Genomic DNA, 17328 nt, shown 5'->3' with positions numbered 1-17328 from the left:
ATCCAATAGAAGTAGAGATTTTACAGCCTATAAGTCAATTCCATTGGATTAACTCCAATAAAAGCACGAATTCTGAGGCATGAGAGTCGATTCCATTGGAAAATTCCAATAGAAGTATATAATTTCATGCTGAATACCGAGCTCAAACCAACGATTCGCCACCCTCTCAAGCATCAGATAAAATCCTTCACACAGTTCCTGAAGCATGCTCAGACTGGGGTACCGACAATATCTGTACTCCCCAATCCCCTCACAAGGCAGGAATTCTGAATGAGAGAGCAACATTGCGAATGCCACCCTGTGATAAAACTAAACATGAAAACATTGAAGGAGATGAGGATATGAGCATGCTGAAAGGTAAAATCGCTTTAGTAACGGGTGCAAGTCGGGGTATTGGACGAGGGATAGCACTGCGTCTAGCGCAGGATGGTGCCATTGTCGCCGTACATTATGGAAAGAATTACGATGCTGCAGAGGAAGTGGTTCGCGAGATTCAGCATAAAGGCGGCTCCGCCTTTACACTCGGTGCTGACTTGAATGTCGTAAACGGCGTTCGCGATTTATATGTGGGCTTGGACGAAGCCCTCGAGAAGCACACTGGCGGTAATCAGTTTGATATTCTTGTTAATAACGCTGGAATCGGGCAAGGTGGAACCATCGAGGAGACGACAGAACAATCTTTTGACGAAGTCATGAGCCTCCATGTCAAAGCACCGCTATTCCTTATCCAACAAGCATTGCCTCGTCTAAGAGACGAGGGCCGCATCATCAATATATCTTCGGCTGTTACCCGTTTGGCTTTCCCTAATTTTCTGGGCTACAGCATCTCGAAAGGTGCGCTCAACACACTCACCTTCGTCTTAGCACAGCATCTTGGGAATCGCAGCATTACAGTGAACGCTATTTTGCCCGGTATCATCGATACCGATATGAATGCCGGAACATTACAGGATCCGGGTGGGCAGCAGTTCGCAGCCGGTCTCTCCCCTTTTAACAGATGGGGGCAGCCTGAAGATGTTGCCGATATCGCAGCCTTTCTTGCCTCTTCGGACAGCCGCTGGATAACGGGGCAATTGATTGATGCAAGCGGCGGATCTCATATGTAAAATAAACAATTAAAAAGCTTGGCGGATGCGCCAAGCTTTTTAATCCGTATTGGTTTCATACCATTACTTCGCATTCGAATCTGCTTGTGAAACACCGACAATCATTCCACTAGGATCCGTAAAATAAGCGAGATATCCCATCCCTGGCAGACTCAACAACAGAAGAGGATTGAGCGGTAAGAATAAACATAGAGATCAAAAGAGGGACCAGTGAGACGGCCAGCAGCAGCAGCGTCATTTTCACCTTCAGCGACTTGGCTCCTAACATGGTTCGTAAAACAGACATTTGTGACATTCTTCCTTCCGCGGTCATATATGATAGGTTATAAAAAATATGGAGTGGATTGGGATTTCGTCATGATTCGGCATATTCCCTGTATTTTCCGACACGCATTTATTGGGAATTGTTTACAATTGTATGTACAAAAAAAACATGCACCGCCGCGGGAAACTCCCATAGCAGTGCATGTTTTATTTTTATCGCTTACCTGGATCGTAAGGTTCACCTAGAGCTGATGGTGCTTTAGCCCTACCTACTGCGCCTGCCAGTACTAAGATGGTCAGTACATAAGGCAGCATGTAGAGGAATTCCTGCGGAATATTTTTCGAGAATTCAAACAAACGCATGAAGTTGTTGAGCGCCTGCGCCATTCCGAAGAAGACTGCTGCGCCCAATGCGCCAACTGGATGCCATTTACCGAAAATCATCGCGGCCATCGCAATAAACCCTTGACCTGAGATCGTGTTATGTGAGAAGGCACTTGTTGTTGTGAGCGTAATGGTCGCCCCACCAAGTCCGCCTAACAGACCACTAATCAACACGGCGATGTAACGAATACGCTTCACTTTAATCCCTACGGTATCCGCGGCACTTGGGTGCTCCCCAACGGAACGAAGACGCAAACCGAAAGGTGTTTTGAACAGCACATAGTAAGTAACTGCGACTAGAATTAAAGCAATGTAAGTTGTCGGATAAGCATTGAAGAGCGCGTAGCCGATATACGGTATTTTGGACAAAATCGGAATTTCCCATTTGGAAAACACATCATTTAACGTTTCTGTTTGACCAGCACCATTGAACAGTACTTTGACCAAATACAACGTTACGCCAGCTGCCAAGAAGTTAATCACAACACCGCTGATAACTTGATTGGCTTTGAACGAAATCGTTGCTACCGCATGAATCAGAGCGAAAATGAGCGCAAATACCATGGCAGTAAGTAAACCGATCCACGGGGACCAGATACCCATATTCGCCTCTTCTGCATAATAAGCTCCAACGGCCGAAGCGAATGCCCCGGAAACCATAAGTCCCTCAATCCCGATATTGACTACTCCGGAGCGCTCTGAGTAAATCCCACCCAAGGCTCCAAAGATGAGCGCCGTCGAATAGACGAGCGTCGTGTTGATAAGTTCACTAAATTTCGTGAAAAACGCGTTAAGCATGGTGAGCAGGTCCATGTTACGTAGCCCTCTCTTTCTTGCGTTTACTATAGAACGGGATAAGCACCCATTTAACGATACCTTGGGTTGCGACGAAGAAGATGACCGAACCGATGACAATTCGGATAATCTCCGGCGGCACATCGGCACCGAAACTCATGCCTGCTGAACCGTATGACAATCCACCAAACAGTGCAGCCCCGAGCACAATCCCTATTGGATTGTTAGCACCTAGCAGGGATACCGCAATCCCATCAAACCCGTAACCTGGGAAGCCTGCTGAAACAACTTGATAGTGGAATACACCAAGGACTTCAAACACGCCCGCAAGCCCGGCAAAAACGCCCGAGATAAACATCGCTTTAATAATGTTCTTCTTCACATTCATACCGGCATATTTCGCGGCATCGATGTTATGACCAACTGCACGCAGCTCATAGCCTTGTTTCGTTTTCCATAAGATGATATAGAACACAATCGCTGCGAGTATCGCAATGAGTGTACCCCAGTGCATCCTCGCATTATCCATCATAGCTGATAACCATGTGATGCTCAGAGATGCCGAGTCTTGGATCATGTAGGAGCGCTGCTGCTTCGGCTCTAGAAGAAATTGATTAATGATATAATTCGACAGGAACAAAGCGATCCAGTTCAACATAATCGTTGTAATTACTTCATTAACTCCACGTTTTGCTTTCAAATAGCCCGCAATAGCTCCCCATAGGCCACCAATAAGTGCACCGACGATAACAGCTAACGGAGCATGAATAATCCATGGAAGACCTGTCAATTTGACACCGATAAATGTGGCCCCCGTCATGCCCATGACGAATTGCCCTTCGGCACCGATATTAAATAAGCCTGTACGAAAAGCGAATGCGACGGATAATCCTGTCAAAATAAGAGGAGTAATCGCACGAATGGATTCACCTATATCATACGAATTACCGAAAATACGAGAAAATAGCGCCCCATAGGCGGCAATTGGGTTATATCCGCCTGCCAGCATCACGAGTGCTCCGAATAACAGCCCAAGTATAATCGCCACGATCGGATTCACCGCTGATTCACTTGTAAAAATGCGAGCAACCTTATTCATGAGCAGCTCCTTTCTCTGTGCGCTTACTGCCAGCCATAAGCAAACCAATCTCTTGATCGTTCGTCTCCTGCGGCAGCACTTCTCCCACAATCTGTCCTTCATAGATGACGGCAATGCGATCCGACACATTCATAATTTCATCCAGCTCAAAAGAAATCAACAGAACAGCTTTGCCTTTGTTCCGCTGCTCGATCAACTGACGATGCACGAACTCGATTGCACCGACATCCAGTCCCCTCGTTGGTTGCGCGGCAATGAGAAGATTGGGATTTTTGAATATTTCCCTGGCAATAATCGCCTTTTGTTGATTACCACCCGACAAAGAACGCGCTTTATTGTAGATACTTGGCGTTCTAACGTCGAATTGCTTAATCAACGCTTCCGCATGACGATCGATAGCTTCATAATTCAAGAAACCAGCTTTGTTATAGGCAGGATGAAAATACGTTTCCAGCACCATGTTTTCGCTCATTGTAAAATCGAGCACGAGTCCATGCTTGTGCCGGTCCTCAGGAATATGCGACAATCCAGCCTCGGAGATTTCTCTCGGCGTATGGTTGGTAATATCGCTTCCCATCAGCAGTACACGACCGCTATCAATGGAACGCAGACCGGTTAATGCCTCGATCAATTCACTCTGTCCGTTGCCATCAACACCGGCGATGCCCAGAATTTCTCCGGCTTTCACCTCAAAGTTTAGCCCTTTCAGAGCAGCCAAACCCTGCTGGTTACGCGCGACCAATTCTTGCACCTGAAGAACGGGTTCTCCAAGCTTCACATCCTGCTTGTTCACTTTGAAGGAGACGTCGCGCCCGACCATCTTCTCCGCCAGAATCTGTGGATTCGTCTTCGAAATTTGGAGCGAATCAATCACTTTGCCCCGACGAATGATCGTCACGGTATCGGCAATCTCCATAATTTCTTTCAGCTTATGTGTAATGAGAATGATGGATTTGCCCTCTTTGACAAGATTGCGCATAATGACCATCAATTCACTAATTTCTTGCGGCGTTAGTACTGCTGTAGGTTCATCAAAAATAAGAATATCGGCGCCGCGATACAGCGTTTTCAATATTTCCACACGCTGCTGCATGCCGACGGAGATATCTTCAATTCTCGCTTTTGGATCCACACGCAAACCATATTGCTCCGATAACTTGCGTACTTTGTCTTGTGCTGTTTTGTAATCAATTTTCGACCCTTTTTTGGGCTCCATGCCCAAAATGATGTTTTCCGTCACGGTAAATGGCTGAACCAGCTTGAAGTGCTGATGCACCATACCAATGCCAAGCTCGATAGCACGGTTCGGGCTATCAATAAACACTTCCTTGCCTTGCACTTTAATGTTACCTTCATCCGGCTGATAAAGTCCGAACACAATATTCATTAGTGTTGATTTACCCGCACCATTTTCGCCAAGTAAGGCATGAATTTCACCCTTCATCAGCTTTAAACTAATGGCATCATTCGCCACTATTCCTGGAAACCGCTTCGTAATGTTGCTAAGCTCAACAACAGGGACTACTTCACTCATCAGATCACCCTAAGGATCAATTTTTTAATTACCTTTAAAACTAAAGAACAAGGCTAGTTATTATAACTAGCCTTGTTTGAACAGAAGCAAACCTATCGTTCGTAACCGCAACGCCTTTTATACCTAAATTAAGGTTTTTCAGGAACCTTGATTTCGCCGCTAATAATTTTTGCTTTGAACTCGTCAACTTTTTTCAAGATTTCCGGTGTTACGTTTTTCTTGGATGTTTCAGGAAGGCCTACGCCATCGTCTTTAAGACCAAGTGTAACCACTTTACCACCTTGGAATTTGTTGTCGATAATGTCTTTGGAAACACGAACAACTGCTGTGTCAACACGTTTCAACATGGAAGTTAGTGTAACTTCATCGCCGAACTCAAGGGATTGGTCTTTATCTACGCCGATAACCCAAACCTTTTTACCGTTTTTCGCGCGGTCTTTCGCTTCGTTGAATACACCATTACCAGTGGAACCAGCTGCGTGGAAAATAACATCAGCGCCATCGTTGTAGATCGTTGCTGCTGCTGCTTTACCAAGGTCTGGCTTGTCAAAAGCGCCTGTATAGTTAATTTGAACTTTAGCATTTGGATTAACCGCTTTAACGCCAGCTACGAAACCAGCTTCAAAACGTTTGATAACCGGGATGTCGATACCGCCAACGAAACCGATTTTGTTTGATTTTGTTGTTAAACCTGCAACTACCCCAACAAGGTAAGAACCTTCTTGCTCAGAGAATGTTACGGATTCTACGTTTGGAGCTTCAACAACATTATCAATGATCGCTAATTTAGCATTTGGGTTTTGTGTTGCTACTGTTTTTAGTGCATCGCCCATCAAGAAGCCGATACCCCAAGTCAGGTTGTAGCCGTCTTTAACGAACTGGTTTAAGTTAGGCGTGTAATCTGCATCGCCTTTACTTTCAAGGTTTTTCACTTTAACGCCTGTTTGTTTCTCAAGGGCCTTCAAGCCTTCCCATGCACTTTGGTTAAAAGATTTATCGTTGACGCCACCAATATCGGTAACCATTCCGATTTTGAAGTCTTTACCGCTGTTGTTGCTTGGTGCCGCAGAAGCTGTTGCAGCTGCAGAAGTAGCTGGAGTTGCTGAAGCCGCCGGTTTCGTTTCTTCTTTTTTGGCACAGCCGGAAAGAGCCAATGCAGAAACCGTTACAGCCATAAGAGCTGTTGAAAGCATTTTCTTCATCATTATTACCCCCATAGAATCATTTAATTTAAAACCATGAAATCTTACATTGTAGGTTGACCAAAATTAGTTAAATTATGTAAGACTGGCTATAGATGAGTGTATCATTTTGAAACCCAAGATAAAAGCGATACACCAGCAAAATAACATAATTCGTTATGTCATACAAGTTGACATGGTCTTTTTGTAAGCCCATACAATATAGGTTCCAAGCCCCAATTATTTATTATACTACCACTGGTTAATAAAATCTAGATTACCCTTTGTTAATTTTATCGTTCATAAGTCTCAGGAATTGTTCGGGTCCTAAAGGGCTACTAAACAGCATTCCTTGCACTTCCGTACACTGCAAAAGTCTCAAGTGCTCCAGTTGTTCTTCCGTTTCAACACCCTTTGCAATTAAGTTTAGACCTAGACGCTGAGCCATGCGAATAATGGCAGCAGCTAGCAGCTGATTCTCATCGTCGTCTACCAAATCCCGGATCAATGCGCTATCCAATTTAACGCTATCGAGCGGCATACCTTCGAGCCCGCTTCGTGTAAATAGGCCTGTACACAAGTCATCCATAACGATGCGCACACCGAATTTCTTTAGCAAAATCAATTTCTCGCTAGCCTCTTGTACATTGGAAGATGTGATACTTTCCGTAAGGTCCAGTTCCACTAACATCGGATCAACACCTGTTTCTTTCAAAACAACAGCAATTTCTTCAATAAAATGCTCATCTTTAAATTGCGAAGCCGTAACTGGTAGGGTCACTCTCAGCGGTGTGTAGCCCTCGTCCTGCCAGACTCTCATCTGTCTGCACGCCGTTCGTATAACCCATTTCCCGATGGGTATCATGAACCCCATTTCCTCGGCCACTTTCTTCCAATCCATGCTAGGTGTGAGGTCGTCTCCCTTGCTCCAATGAATGATCGCTTCCATTCCGATTAATTTCCGGTTTGTTATTTCATATTGAGGCTGATATAGGAGTTCAAATTGATTGTTATCTAAGGCCGCTCGAAGCTCTTTCTCCATGTGAGCTTTGCTCTTCACCATGGCATCGATGTCAGAGGCATAGAATTGGAACTGGTTATGTCCTCGGTTTTTGGCCGCATACATCGCTTCATCTGCATAGGCCATAAGCTGCTCAGGCAGCTTACCGTCTAACGGATACAGCGCTATCCCTATACTAGCTGTTATGGTTACTGGCATTCCATCTAGGATAAAAGGCTCTTCCAGAGCCATTTGAATTCGGGAAGCTACAACTCTTGCATCTTCAGGCTTTGCAAAAGATTCTAATAATATAGTAAACTCGTCGCCACCTTGGCGGTACACCGTATCCGATCCACGCAGGCAGCCCAGCAAACGTTCTGCTGCAAGGCGAATTAAACGATCACCGTAGGCATGACCTAATGAATCGTTGACATCCTTAAATCTGTCCATGTCCAAGAACATAACAGCCGCCAGTTGTTCATTACGCTGCGCATGCAGGAGCGCCCGCTCCAATCGGTCATTAAACAATCGGCGATTGGGTAATCCCGTCAATGTATCATGATAGGCCAGAAAGGCTAGTTGTTTACTCTTCTCTTCCTCTTCTTTACTAGTAAGAAGCAGTTGTCGGACACTCTTCGCAAAAAATAGACAGATTAGCGCTTGAACAAGCACACTAATGAAAACGTAAGGCGAAAAGGAGAAAGAAGAAGCAGCAAGTAGATTAACGGTCAACAAAAAGAAGCCCAGCACGCCCAAATAGACCAACGTTTGCGCTTTCATATGCTGTATCCACTTAGAAAATATGCCTCTCATTCATGAACCTCCTTATTTGATATGAAAAAACGGCTATTCCGAATCGGAATAGCCGTAGGTGTACCTGTTTAGGTAAACTGCAACCTGTCGGCAGCCCAGCCATCATTGTTGCGAGGGCAACCTTAGATCTGCAGCTTTGCGTCCTTACCTTTCGATAAGTTTGCCTTTTACGATATTAAGGGAATAAATGGGACTAATTAACTATATCATATTCATTCCACGTTTGGCTATTTTTCCTTAAATAAGCAAGTTAAATAGCTTGGGGTCCTTATTTATTTCTATATAGCCATAATCCTTCTGGGATAGGCGTTCAATAAGCCCCTCATAATCATCTTTATTTTTGAGCTCAATGCCGACCAGCGCCGGGGCATCGTCCCGGTTATTTTTTTTCGTATACTCAAACCGTGTTATGTCGTCTGTAGGCCCTAAAACTTCTTCCAGAAATTCGCGCAATGCCCCAGCACGCTGCGGGAAATTAAGAATAAAGTAGTGCTTCAAGCCTTCATACACGAGCGATCTCTCTTTAATCTGCTGCATACGGTCAATGTCATTGTTGCCGCCGCTGATGATACAGACCACATTCTTACCGCGAATCTGTTCCCGATAGGCATCGAGTGCTGCAACCGGGAGTGCGCCAGCGGGCTCAATAACAATCGCGTTATTGTTGTAAAGCTCCAGAATGGTTGTACATTCTTTGCCGGAAGGGACAATTACGATATCCTCCAGCTTTTCTTTGCAAATGTCAAAGGTAAGCTCGCCGACCTGCTTCACGGCTGCACCGTCTACGAACTTCTCGATCGTGGATAAGGTTACTACCTTCCCCTGCTTGAGCGCTTCCGTCATGCTTGCCGCGCCTTCTGGCTCAACACCGATGATGCGCGTTCGTGGAGAAACACTATCCACATAGGTCGCAACTCCCGCTACCAGGCCACCTCCGCCAATCGTTGCGAAGATAAAGTCAGGAGATTCGGGCATTTGATTCAAAATCTCGAGGCCAACTGTGCCTTGCCCAGCAATCGTACGGATATCATCGAAGGGGTGTATGAACACCTTATTCTCTTGAGCACAGTAGGCTTTAGCATGGTTAGAGGAATCATCGAATGAATCACCTGTAAGAATTACTTCAACAAAAGATCCACCAAATAGCTTAACTTGGGAAATCTTTTGTCTAGGCGTTGTCGTCGGCATGAAGATTTTGCCTTCAATACCGAGCTGTTTACAAGAGTAAGCCACGCCCTGCGCATGATTGCCAGCGCTCGCACACACGACACCCGCTTCGCGTTCCTCTGGCGTTAAACTTTGAATCACATTATAAGCTCCACGAATTTTGAAAGAACGAACAATTTGCATATCTTCACGTTTAAGATAAACGTTGCATTCATACAAGTTAGAGAGCAGCTCATTGCGTTGCAAAGGCGATGGTTCGATCACCCTGCTGAGCACATGATTGGCCCTAATAATATCTTCCAAACCTACTTTACTGGAAACAACCATTTTCTCTTACTCCCTTTCTCCACATTGTACTATTAAAGTTTTAAAGATTATTGTAACACAACTCTGCCCAACTGTACGAAAATAATATTGGTATAGTTTTTTCCTGTGTTTCACTTCACGCCCAGCAGGGTATTACATAGCAATACAACTTCAAAGGAGTGGTTCAAATGTCGACTCAGCCTCGCAATATCGATATCGAAGAACGCCATGTGGAGAAAAAATCGGATTCCAGTTTAGTCGCTTCTACTTTCATCAAATATGCTGCTTACATCGTCATCATTTTCGGCGTTCTGTATTTCTTAGTTCGATATGTATTCCCAATGCTCTAGAGCTTGGACATAAGTTGTGTGTGTCCTCATCAAAGGGAGCCCGCTCAACCACAAGAAGCCTCAAACCCACTAGTAAGTGGATTTAGAGGCTTCTTGTATTGGTTAAGACAGGAGTTAGTCAACTCCCCTCAACCACTTATTTAGTAATAGTAACGAGGCTGCTCCTGAAGCTCAGACCGTCTTTGCAAAAAGCGGTAAAAGGCACTGGCCGCTTGTGCTTTCGTCACTTCTTGCTGTGGTGCAAATTGTCCATCGTTCAGAGACATAATATTCAGCCCCACCACAATAGCTGCATCACCAACATGCTTAAGCTTAGCAGCATCTGCGATATTGCCATTGAAAATGCCATCGAACTTCGTCAAGCTCTTGTAGCCAAGAGCCTTCACGATCAGCTGTGCCATTTCTTCCCGATTCATCGCAGCTTCTGGATTAAATTCAGCACCTACATCTAGCAAGCCGCGATCAACCGCATTTTCGACATAGGCAAAATAAGGAGAAGATTTGCTCACATCGGCAAAAGATGCCTTCCGTTCTGCCCCGTAATAAATACCACCGTTACCGCCATTCATGGCAATAACGAGCATTTTGACTAGCTCACCACGTTGAATCGTTTGATCCGGATTCACTTTGCCATCCTTCACATCCAGCGCTTGATAATCCAGCATAAGCTGAAGCTCATTTTTAGCCCAGTGATTGTCAATGTCGCTTACTGTCACTTTATCCAAAGAAATCACTTCACCCGTTTCACTATTCCGCCATTGACCGTTTTGCGCATCCAAGAGGAAAGGTTCACGGTTGAATTTGGGAACGAGTGAATAGACAAGCTTGGCTTCTAGTTTCCCGTCTGTCTTCAGATCCATGGATTGCGGGACATCCCCAGCTGCAACCATCACTCTGTATTTCTCCAGTGGAATTCCACCGATGAACCCGCTGCCTTGGGCCACATAATTTAACTTGATGTCGAACTGCGCGAGCCAAAGATCCTTGGCTTTATCTATTGCCAGCACCTGTGGCTTTTGCTGTGGATATGGCATATTGCTGATAGAGAAGTGATAACCAACAATTTGACCTGTCACACGATCGATGCTTACCGTCGCTTCTTCATTCCCGGCATTTACGCCATCAATCACGCGCTTAAAACTAATATCCCAATTGCGCATATGCTTCAACTGATCTTCCGAATAATTTTTAGCCGTTTGTGCACGAAGCAACAGCTGATCGGTATAAGCAGGAAGCTGCTTTTTCACAAAATCAACACTGGTTGTTATCGCATCTTCCAGAGAAATTTTACCCTCTATATCTTTATCAGAGTCAGGACCATAAGGCGTGTAGCTGCTGAAATTCGTAATCTCTCCTGTCTTGCTATTCACGCTAGCCCATGCGCCTTTGCCGACGATTTTAACTTTGGAATCCTTCTCAGACGTCTCATTCCAACTTAAGTTCCAATTTGAATTGGTTTCCCCTGTTTCAGGGTTCGTCGATTCATTATAGGATGCCTCTTGGATTTTGTATTCAGAGGATAGGTTGAAAACCGTTGTCACCTTCTTAATAGCCTCTTCCTTAGTCAGGTCCAAGGTAGCAGTCGGCTTAGCAGCCAGTGGCTTGTCGGTTAACGGCTTATTTCCCTCAGCATCTTCCATCCCTTTGACTGGGCTCCAGATCTCACCCGTTTCCGCATTCAGGGAGAAGCCGCCCAGCATGTACGAAATTATCGGCAATTTCTTGCCTTTGGCACCATAAGGAATCTGGTAAAGCAAAGAAAGATTCGCCTTATCGCGGAACATTTGGGCAGCTTTCTCCTTAGTAATCGGCGTTACATTCTGCTGAAACGTGACATTGTCATCCCAATTGTAGTTATAATTCGTAACCTGTCCTTCTCCATTGACGACCACATTGATACCATTCATTGCAAAAGGCACACCGCCAACAGATCGATCAAACCGAATATTGTACTGATAATTACCATTCAGCGGCGTACGAAATGCATTCTCCTCTGAATCATTGTACACAAGCTCCTTCTGCTTCACTGGGTTCACTTTACCAATAAAGGCAGAAGCGACTTCCTTGGCAGCTTTGAAATCCACCTTCGGCGGATAGCTAGGTTTGTGATCAGGGTCATTGTCATTCATGGAATAGGCGGTCAGCGTTCCGTCCAAGCCGTTAATGGATACGTTTAAGGAGCCGTAATTCCGATCTTTCACCATTTTGGTGTAATTAATGTTCCACGTCGGGAAATTCCGGCCATTCATGTTGTAATAAGCATTCAGACTGATGGATTGAAACGTGTAGCCTTCCGGCAGCGTTATGTAGGTCTTAGCTCGTTCAATGGCTTGCTCTTTGGTAATTTTGGCATCCAGCTGCTTATCATCTTTTCCGGGAAATGCAGGGGGTGCAATGGATGTGTTTCCTACAGCAGCTTCAGCCGCCCAAACCCCAGGCGCAGCAGTGAGCAGCAGTGTCGAAGCGAGTACCAATGTGCCTGCTTGTTTGATTAATTTCAAAGTCATCTTCCTCCTTAGCGTTTTACGTGCTAAAAAACAGCTTTAAAGCCTTAGAAACATAGAGATTCCATAATAATCCTTAACGTGTAGAACTGGAAAAAAGTTGCTTTAGAAAACTCGATAAATGCTATATATTTTTATTTACACGAAATGTCACTAGATCGAAACGGTTTAGAGCTAAAAATCTAGGATAATTCAACAAAAAACACATATCTGAGCACCCTTTTATCGAATGCACAAACATGTGTATATTTTATTGCAATTATTTTCTTGATTGGGTGTTCTCTTTGCTAAGTGTATGCATTAAATCCTGCATTTCACCTTGCGTCAAATCCCGCCATTTGCCAACCTTCAAATTACCCAGATGGATATGCATGATCCGAACCCTCTGCAGACGCACCACCCGATACCCGAACGCTTCGCACATCCTACGAATTTGCCGGTTAAGACCCTGCGTGAGAATGATTCGGAAAACACGGTCGCCAACTTGGTAAATCTCACACGGCTTCGTCATCGTGCCCAGAATTCGGACCCCGCTAGCCATTCCTTGCAAAAACATCGGTGTAATCGGTCGGTTTACCGTCACGATGTATTCTTTATCATGGTTGTTCTCCGCTCGCAGAATCTGGTTCACAATATCTCCGTTATTGGTCAGAAGGATGAGCCCTTCGGAATCTTTATCCAGTCTGCCGATTGGAAAAATTCGCTCCGAATGCCCAACGAAATCAACAATGTTGCCTCTGATATGCGCTTCGGTTGTACTTGTGATCCCTACAGGCTTGTTGAGAGCAATATAAACATGTTCTTTCTTCTCGCCAATCGGTCGACCATCGATCCGAACCTCATCCCCAGGGCCAACTACGCTCCCCAGTCCGGCAACCTCACCATTAATCGTAACGCGCTGCGCCTCTACCCACTTGTCCGCTTCCCGTCTGGAGCAAACGCCAGTTTCACTAATAAATTTATTAATTCTCATGCTTGGGAAATTCCCTTCTATGCCGTAATCAAGTATCTACTATTATGCTGGATTCGCTCACTCGGTTCAAGTATCGTTCAAAGGGATCGATGTAGATTCCCTCCACGAGTGTGATAAGCGTATAATAATGATAACCATTAAACGAAACAGGGAGATCCCATCATGCACATTCTCATATTAGGAGCCACAGGTAGAGTAGGAAGAAGAATACTGGAAAAAGCGCTAGCGGACGGACACGAAGTCACTGCACTCGTTCGAAGCCTGGAGAAGCTGACAGGAATTCATTCCGAAGGCTTAACCAAGCTTCAAGGGGACGCTCGTAACGGAGAAGATCTACATGCTGCCCTCAACGGGACGGAGCTGGTCATAAGCTGCCTCGGCACCGACGGCGGCACGGTGCTGACCGAGTTTACGCCTCAACTCATAGAGGCAATGAAGACACACGGCGTGAGCCGAATAGTCACTGTCGGTACAGCCGGCATTCTGCAAAGCAGAGAGCATCCCGGCTTGCTGCGCTATGAAGCGCCGGACTCCCGGCGCTCATCAACACGAGCCGCCGAGGAGCATCGCAAAGCGTGGGAGCAGCTCGCCGCCTCGGGCTTAAGTTGGACAGTCGTCTGTCCAACTTATTTACCCGACGGCGAGCCACAGGGGCAGTACCGCGCCGAGCGGGACTATTTGCCCGAAGGCGGGATGTCCATCTCCGTGGGCGACACCGCGGCTTTCACATACCGAGTCGCTCTCGAGGGCGAGTATGTGGGGTGTCGTGTGGGGATTGCTTATTAGCGTGTAGAATTCAAAGAAGCCCAACTATAAGTCGTTTACACGATTCACAGTTGGGCTTTTTTTATAATCTATTGGATACTACTTAAGGTTATCGGATTTGATTTTTGACTTACCAATCCTTGAAAAGTTTGAGTGATATAGTAATTTCCGTTGGCTTGAGCTGGAATACTTATTGTTCCACCTTGCATAGCCGGATAATACGTAGTAATGAACGCATCTGTCGTTGCATTGTACAGCCTCACTTCAGCACCCACAATAAGTCCAGATGCTTGCAATGTGTTTGCAGCTGATGATGATGTTAGCGTAGGTGCAAAAATGACGATTACTGGAATCTCTTTCGTGACTCCTCCGTAGACAACACTTACAACTGTTGTTCCAGAAGCAGCGGCTGTCATTACGCCATTTTGGCCTATTGACACTATATTTGTATTGCTAGAGTTATAGGTAATACCCGAAGAATAAGTCACATCAGTTACCGTGCCATTTGAATAATTAGCAAAAACTGTCACACCGGAAGGTGCGGTTGTATAAAACGCAATCGGTCCTACGGGTGAGTACGTGAGCGAGGTAACCGTAGGAATAGTTGTCAAAACTACGGTATACGTTCGTTTTAATTGACCATCGGCACTTGTTACGATTACTTTATCACCATTCAGAACTACACCTGCACGTGGTGTAATCCCATTTGACTCATACACCTCGAAAGAAGCACCTTGTGAAACTGTGAGCCTTGATTTAAAGCTTAACACCGGTGTATTAGCGGCTACACCGCTAATTTCAAAAGAATTTTGATTAATCCCATAGACAGTAGATGTTATTGTAGTATTATGAAGAGCATTTTCCAGACGTTGCGCGTCATTCTCGTTGGCATACAAGTGATTAATGTCTGTGAAAGAATCAATAGATCCATTTAACACATTCAACTCAAAAACAGTCCAGTAACGCTCCGTGCCTGTTCCTGCAGCAATATCATAAGTTTTAGCAGGAACGATTGTAGATCCTACAAACACTTCAATATGTGCGCCTGACATCTGCATCGAAGGAGTCCCTGAGTAATTGTGAACATAAAAGCGGTACGATCCATCAACAAGTCGACGGATAGTTGTAGTTTCTGGACCATATGATGTTACATCGTCGTGATCCAAATCATCATATACGATACCAGAAACGGTGTATGTTCGACCTCCATACCAAGTATGAAAGGTAGTTCCGTTTGGTGTTGGGCCTACAAGATGGGAATCCAAATCAAATGGTCTTTCTCCCCAAGTTAATACAACACGCACTTCATTGGCTGCTGCTACTCGAATTGCTGTTTCGTTCTCACTTCTGTTATAAACGTTCTCAGCAGATACGCCAACTAAATAGGTTGTAATAAATCCTTCTTTGGAAAGTTGTCCAAAATAAATACCTGGTGACAACCTAACCGAATAATGGCCATTACTGTCCGTGATGGCAGTAGCTGCTACCTCGCCGTCCGTATTGCCAAGTCCTCGACGGAAGTAAATAGTCATCCCACTTACAGGTTGATTATTTACATCTACAATTCTTCCTTCAAAACCATATACACGATCTGAGACCGTGGGACTATCGTCTGAGGAGCCTCCCGAATTGGAGGAACTTCCTGCTGTGACTCCATCCCCATTTGTTACCGAAGTAGGAGTGCGCTCAAACGTTGATCCATTTGTATTCACTGTTGCATGATCAATTGTCCCGCTGCCCGTAATGGAAGTAGCCGCATTCAAAATCAATTGGGCAATAGAGGCCCCTGCTCCAACTTGCAAAGTAGAATTAGCTGCACCTTGTGCAACAGTCAATTGTTGAATAGAGCCTTCGGAAAGATTAACCCGAATACTCGTAGCTTGTACACTGAGCGTATTGAATTGTCCTGCTAAAGATACTTCAGCACTGGAAGGAAGCAAGCTGGACAGAATGACGTCCGCAATAGTCCCAGTACCTCTTGCTTCAAGTAAAGCACTAGATTGCAAAGTGATTTGCTGTACACTCGTAGAACCTTCAGCTACAATTCGAATACTGCCATCTACTTTATTGACAATAACCGTTAATAACATAGAATCTTCAAAGTGAATGGAATGAGAGCCTCCTCCATTCACGGTAGTCGCCCCTTTTACGGTTACGTTTTTCAGAAAAACATCACCTTCACCAATTGACTCTGCTAGAAGGAGATCTCCTTCAATGATTGTGTTCTTGAGCGTGACACCGGGTGCACTAATGACTACATTTCCTTTAATGGCAGTTGAGCCCGTCTCGGGTCCAAATGTCCCCTTTTGGTCAAAAGTGGTTGTAGCAACCTTCTTGGTCAGAACGCGATCCAACAACACAATCACTTCTGCTCGAGTCATAGAGTTATCTGGTTTGAAAGTTCCATCTTCATAACCAGCTAGATATCCATTAGCCGCAAGCACACCAATAGAGCCCTTACTCCAAGCAGCCAATCGTACAGCATCTTTAAACGAGCTAGCACGATCTGCATCCTCATTTAACTTAAGTATTGTTCTGAGCACTACCGCTGCTTCTTCTCGACTTATTTGCATATCAGGATGGATGGTACCATCTTCGTAACCAGCAACGTATCCTGCAGCCTTCGCACGAGCAACTTCAATAGATGCCCAATGCGTAGCACTCAAATCTTTAAAAGTGACAGGTACTTCCTGAGTATAGTTAAATGAGCGGTTAACTAGAGTGAAAAACTCCGCCCTACTAATACTATGATCAGGTCGGTAGGTTCCATCAGAATATCCAGAAACTGCCCCCTTATCAATCCATTTTGCCATTTCTTTCTCAGCCCAATGGCCCTTCATGTCGGAAGTCGTCGAAGACGTGTTCGTCGCTCCAAGAGCAAAGCTAGGCATAATCATAATTACGCATAATACAAGGATAATAGCCCTAGATAAAAACTTCATTCGCTTCAATATGTGTCTCTCCTTTTATGTAGAATAGGAATACTTTACCATTGTATTATTTATACAACAACGCTTTTCGACAAAAATAGTCCTAAATGCCTATATGCACATCAAGGTCATAAAGTCGACTCAATATATCCTTAAA

The 17328-nt window shown here is 44.9% G+C and carries 13 protein-coding genes and 1 riboswitch; of the genes, 3 read left to right on the top strand and 10 right to left on the bottom strand.

Annotated features, from left to right (window positions below; translation table 11 throughout):
• Positions 1-341 precede the first annotated feature (341 nt).
• On the top strand, positions 342-1106 hold the full coding sequence (locus tag GC098_RS38475) for an SDR family oxidoreductase (RefSeq protein ID WP_171649601.1): 765 nt from the start codon (positions 342-344) through the stop codon (positions 1104-1106).
• Between the two features lie 109 nt (positions 1107-1215).
• On the opposite strand, the gene GC098_RS38470 is transcribed toward GC098_RS38475, so the two are convergent.
• The 7 genes from GC098_RS38470 to ilvA form a co-directional block, all read right to left on the bottom strand.
• The gene (locus GC098_RS38470; RefSeq protein ID WP_171649600.1) at positions 1216-1392 is read right to left on the bottom strand and encodes a hypothetical protein; all 177 of its coding nucleotides are present in this window, start codon (positions 1390-1392) and stop codon (positions 1216-1218) included.
• A gap of 191 nt (positions 1393-1583) precedes the next feature.
• Positions 1584-2567: an ABC transporter permease gene (locus tag GC098_RS38465; RefSeq protein WP_171649599.1), complete on the bottom strand. Its 984-nt coding sequence runs from the start codon at positions 2565-2567 to the stop codon at positions 1584-1586.
• A 1-nt stretch (position 2568) separates the two neighbouring features.
• Positions 2569-3648, bottom strand: a complete 1080-nt coding sequence (locus tag GC098_RS38460) for an ABC transporter permease (protein WP_171649598.1) — start codon at positions 3646-3648, stop codon at positions 2569-2571.
• On the bottom strand, positions 3641-5182 hold the full coding sequence (locus tag GC098_RS38455) for an ABC transporter ATP-binding protein (protein WP_171649597.1): 1542 nt from the start codon (positions 5180-5182) through the stop codon (positions 3641-3643). The genes GC098_RS38460 and GC098_RS38455 overlap by 8 nt, the downstream gene beginning before the upstream one ends.
• A 128-nt stretch (positions 5183-5310) precedes the next feature.
• A complete protein-coding gene (locus tag GC098_RS38450) occupies positions 5311-6384 on the bottom strand; it encodes a BMP family lipoprotein (protein WP_171649596.1) in 1074 nt (357 codons plus the stop codon).
• A gap of 256 nt (positions 6385-6640) precedes the next feature.
• Positions 6641-8176, bottom strand: coding sequence for a putative bifunctional diguanylate cyclase/phosphodiesterase (locus GC098_RS38445; RefSeq protein ID WP_171649595.1), 1536 nt, complete (start codon positions 8174-8176; stop codon positions 6641-6643).
• Positions 8177-8262: 86 nt separating this feature from the next.
• A riboswitch (cyclic di-GMP riboswitch) is annotated at positions 8263-8351 on the bottom strand.
• A 62-nt stretch (positions 8352-8413) separates the two neighbouring features.
• Positions 8414-9670, bottom strand: coding sequence for a threonine ammonia-lyase IlvA (ilvA, locus tag GC098_RS38440; protein ID WP_171649594.1), 1257 nt, complete (start codon positions 9668-9670; stop codon positions 8414-8416).
• Between the two features lie 167 nt (positions 9671-9837).
• Between ilvA and GC098_RS38435 the strand changes: the two genes are divergently transcribed.
• A complete protein-coding gene (locus tag GC098_RS38435; protein WP_164826787.1) occupies positions 9838-9999 on the top strand; it encodes a hypothetical protein in 162 nt (53 codons plus the stop codon).
• 140 nt (positions 10000-10139) lie between these two features.
• On the opposite strand, the gene GC098_RS38430 is transcribed toward GC098_RS38435, so the two are convergent.
• On the bottom strand, positions 10140-12500 hold the full coding sequence (locus GC098_RS38430) for an S-layer homology domain-containing protein (RefSeq protein WP_171649593.1): 2361 nt from the start codon (positions 12498-12500) through the stop codon (positions 10140-10142).
• A gap of 262 nt (positions 12501-12762) precedes the next feature.
• Positions 12763-13476 carry a 23S rRNA pseudouridine(2604) synthase RluF gene (gene rluF / locus GC098_RS38425; protein ID WP_171649592.1) on the bottom strand — a complete coding sequence of 238 codons (714 nt, stop codon included), beginning with the start codon at positions 13474-13476 and terminating at the stop codon, positions 12763-12765.
• A gap of 162 nt (positions 13477-13638) precedes the next feature.
• Between rluF and GC098_RS38420 the strand changes: the two genes are divergently transcribed.
• Complete coding sequence (locus GC098_RS38420) at positions 13639-14262, top strand: NAD(P)-dependent oxidoreductase (protein WP_171649591.1); 624 nt, start codon at positions 13639-13641, stop codon at positions 14260-14262.
• 68 nt (positions 14263-14330) lie between these two features.
• On the opposite strand, the gene GC098_RS38415 is transcribed toward GC098_RS38420, so the two are convergent.
• Entirely contained in the window at positions 14331-17183 is a 2853-nt protein-coding gene (locus GC098_RS38415; protein WP_246359220.1) for an S-layer homology domain-containing protein, read from the bottom strand.
• Positions 17184-17328 lie beyond the last annotated feature (145 nt).

The sequence above is a fragment of the Paenibacillus phytorum genome, assembly GCF_013141715.1.
Classification (GTDB): Bacteria; Bacillota; Bacilli; order Paenibacillales; family NBRC-103111; genus Paenibacillus_E; species Paenibacillus_E phytorum.
Note: the sequence above shows the minus strand (reverse complement) of the source record. Positions and strands in the feature narration are given on the sequence as shown.

Excerpts from the sequence above, each read along its gene's own strand:
- GC098_RS38475 (WP_171649601.1), top strand. The coding sequence starts at position 342 with ATGAGCATGCTGAAAGGTAAAATCGCTTTAGTAACGGGTGCAAGTCGG.
- GC098_RS38470 (WP_171649600.1), bottom strand. The coding sequence starts at position 1,392 with ATGTCTGTTTTACGAACCATGTTAGGAGCCAAGTCGCTGAAGGTGAAA.
- GC098_RS38465 (WP_171649599.1), bottom strand. The coding sequence starts at position 2,567 with ATGGACCTGCTCACCATGCTTAACGCGTTTTTCACGAAATTTAGTGAA.
- GC098_RS38460 (WP_171649598.1), bottom strand. The coding sequence starts at position 3,648 with ATGAATAAGGTTGCTCGCATTTTTACAAGTGAATCAGCGGTGAATCCG.
- GC098_RS38455 (WP_171649597.1), bottom strand. The coding sequence starts at position 5,182 with ATGAGTGAAGTAGTCCCTGTTGTTGAGCTTAGCAACATTACGAAGCGG.
- GC098_RS38450 (WP_171649596.1), bottom strand. The coding sequence starts at position 6,384 with ATGAAGAAAATGCTTTCAACAGCTCTTATGGCTGTAACGGTTTCTGCA.
- GC098_RS38445 (WP_171649595.1), bottom strand. The coding sequence starts at position 8,176 with ATGAGAGGCATATTTTCTAAGTGGATACAGCATATGAAAGCGCAAACG.
- ilvA (WP_171649594.1), bottom strand. The coding sequence starts at position 9,670 with ATGGTTGTTTCCAGTAAAGTAGGTTTGGAAGATATTATTAGGGCCAAT.
- GC098_RS38435 (WP_164826787.1), top strand. The coding sequence starts at position 9,838 with ATGTCGACTCAGCCTCGCAATATCGATATCGAAGAACGCCATGTGGAG.
- rluF (WP_171649592.1), bottom strand. The coding sequence starts at position 13,476 with ATGAGAATTAATAAATTTATTAGTGAAACTGGCGTTTGCTCCAGACGG.
- GC098_RS38420 (WP_171649591.1), top strand. The coding sequence starts at position 13,639 with ATGCACATTCTCATATTAGGAGCCACAGGTAGAGTAGGAAGAAGAATA.
- GC098_RS38415 (WP_246359220.1), bottom strand. The coding sequence starts at position 17,183 with ATGAAGTTTTTATCTAGGGCTATTATCCTTGTATTATGCGTAATTATG.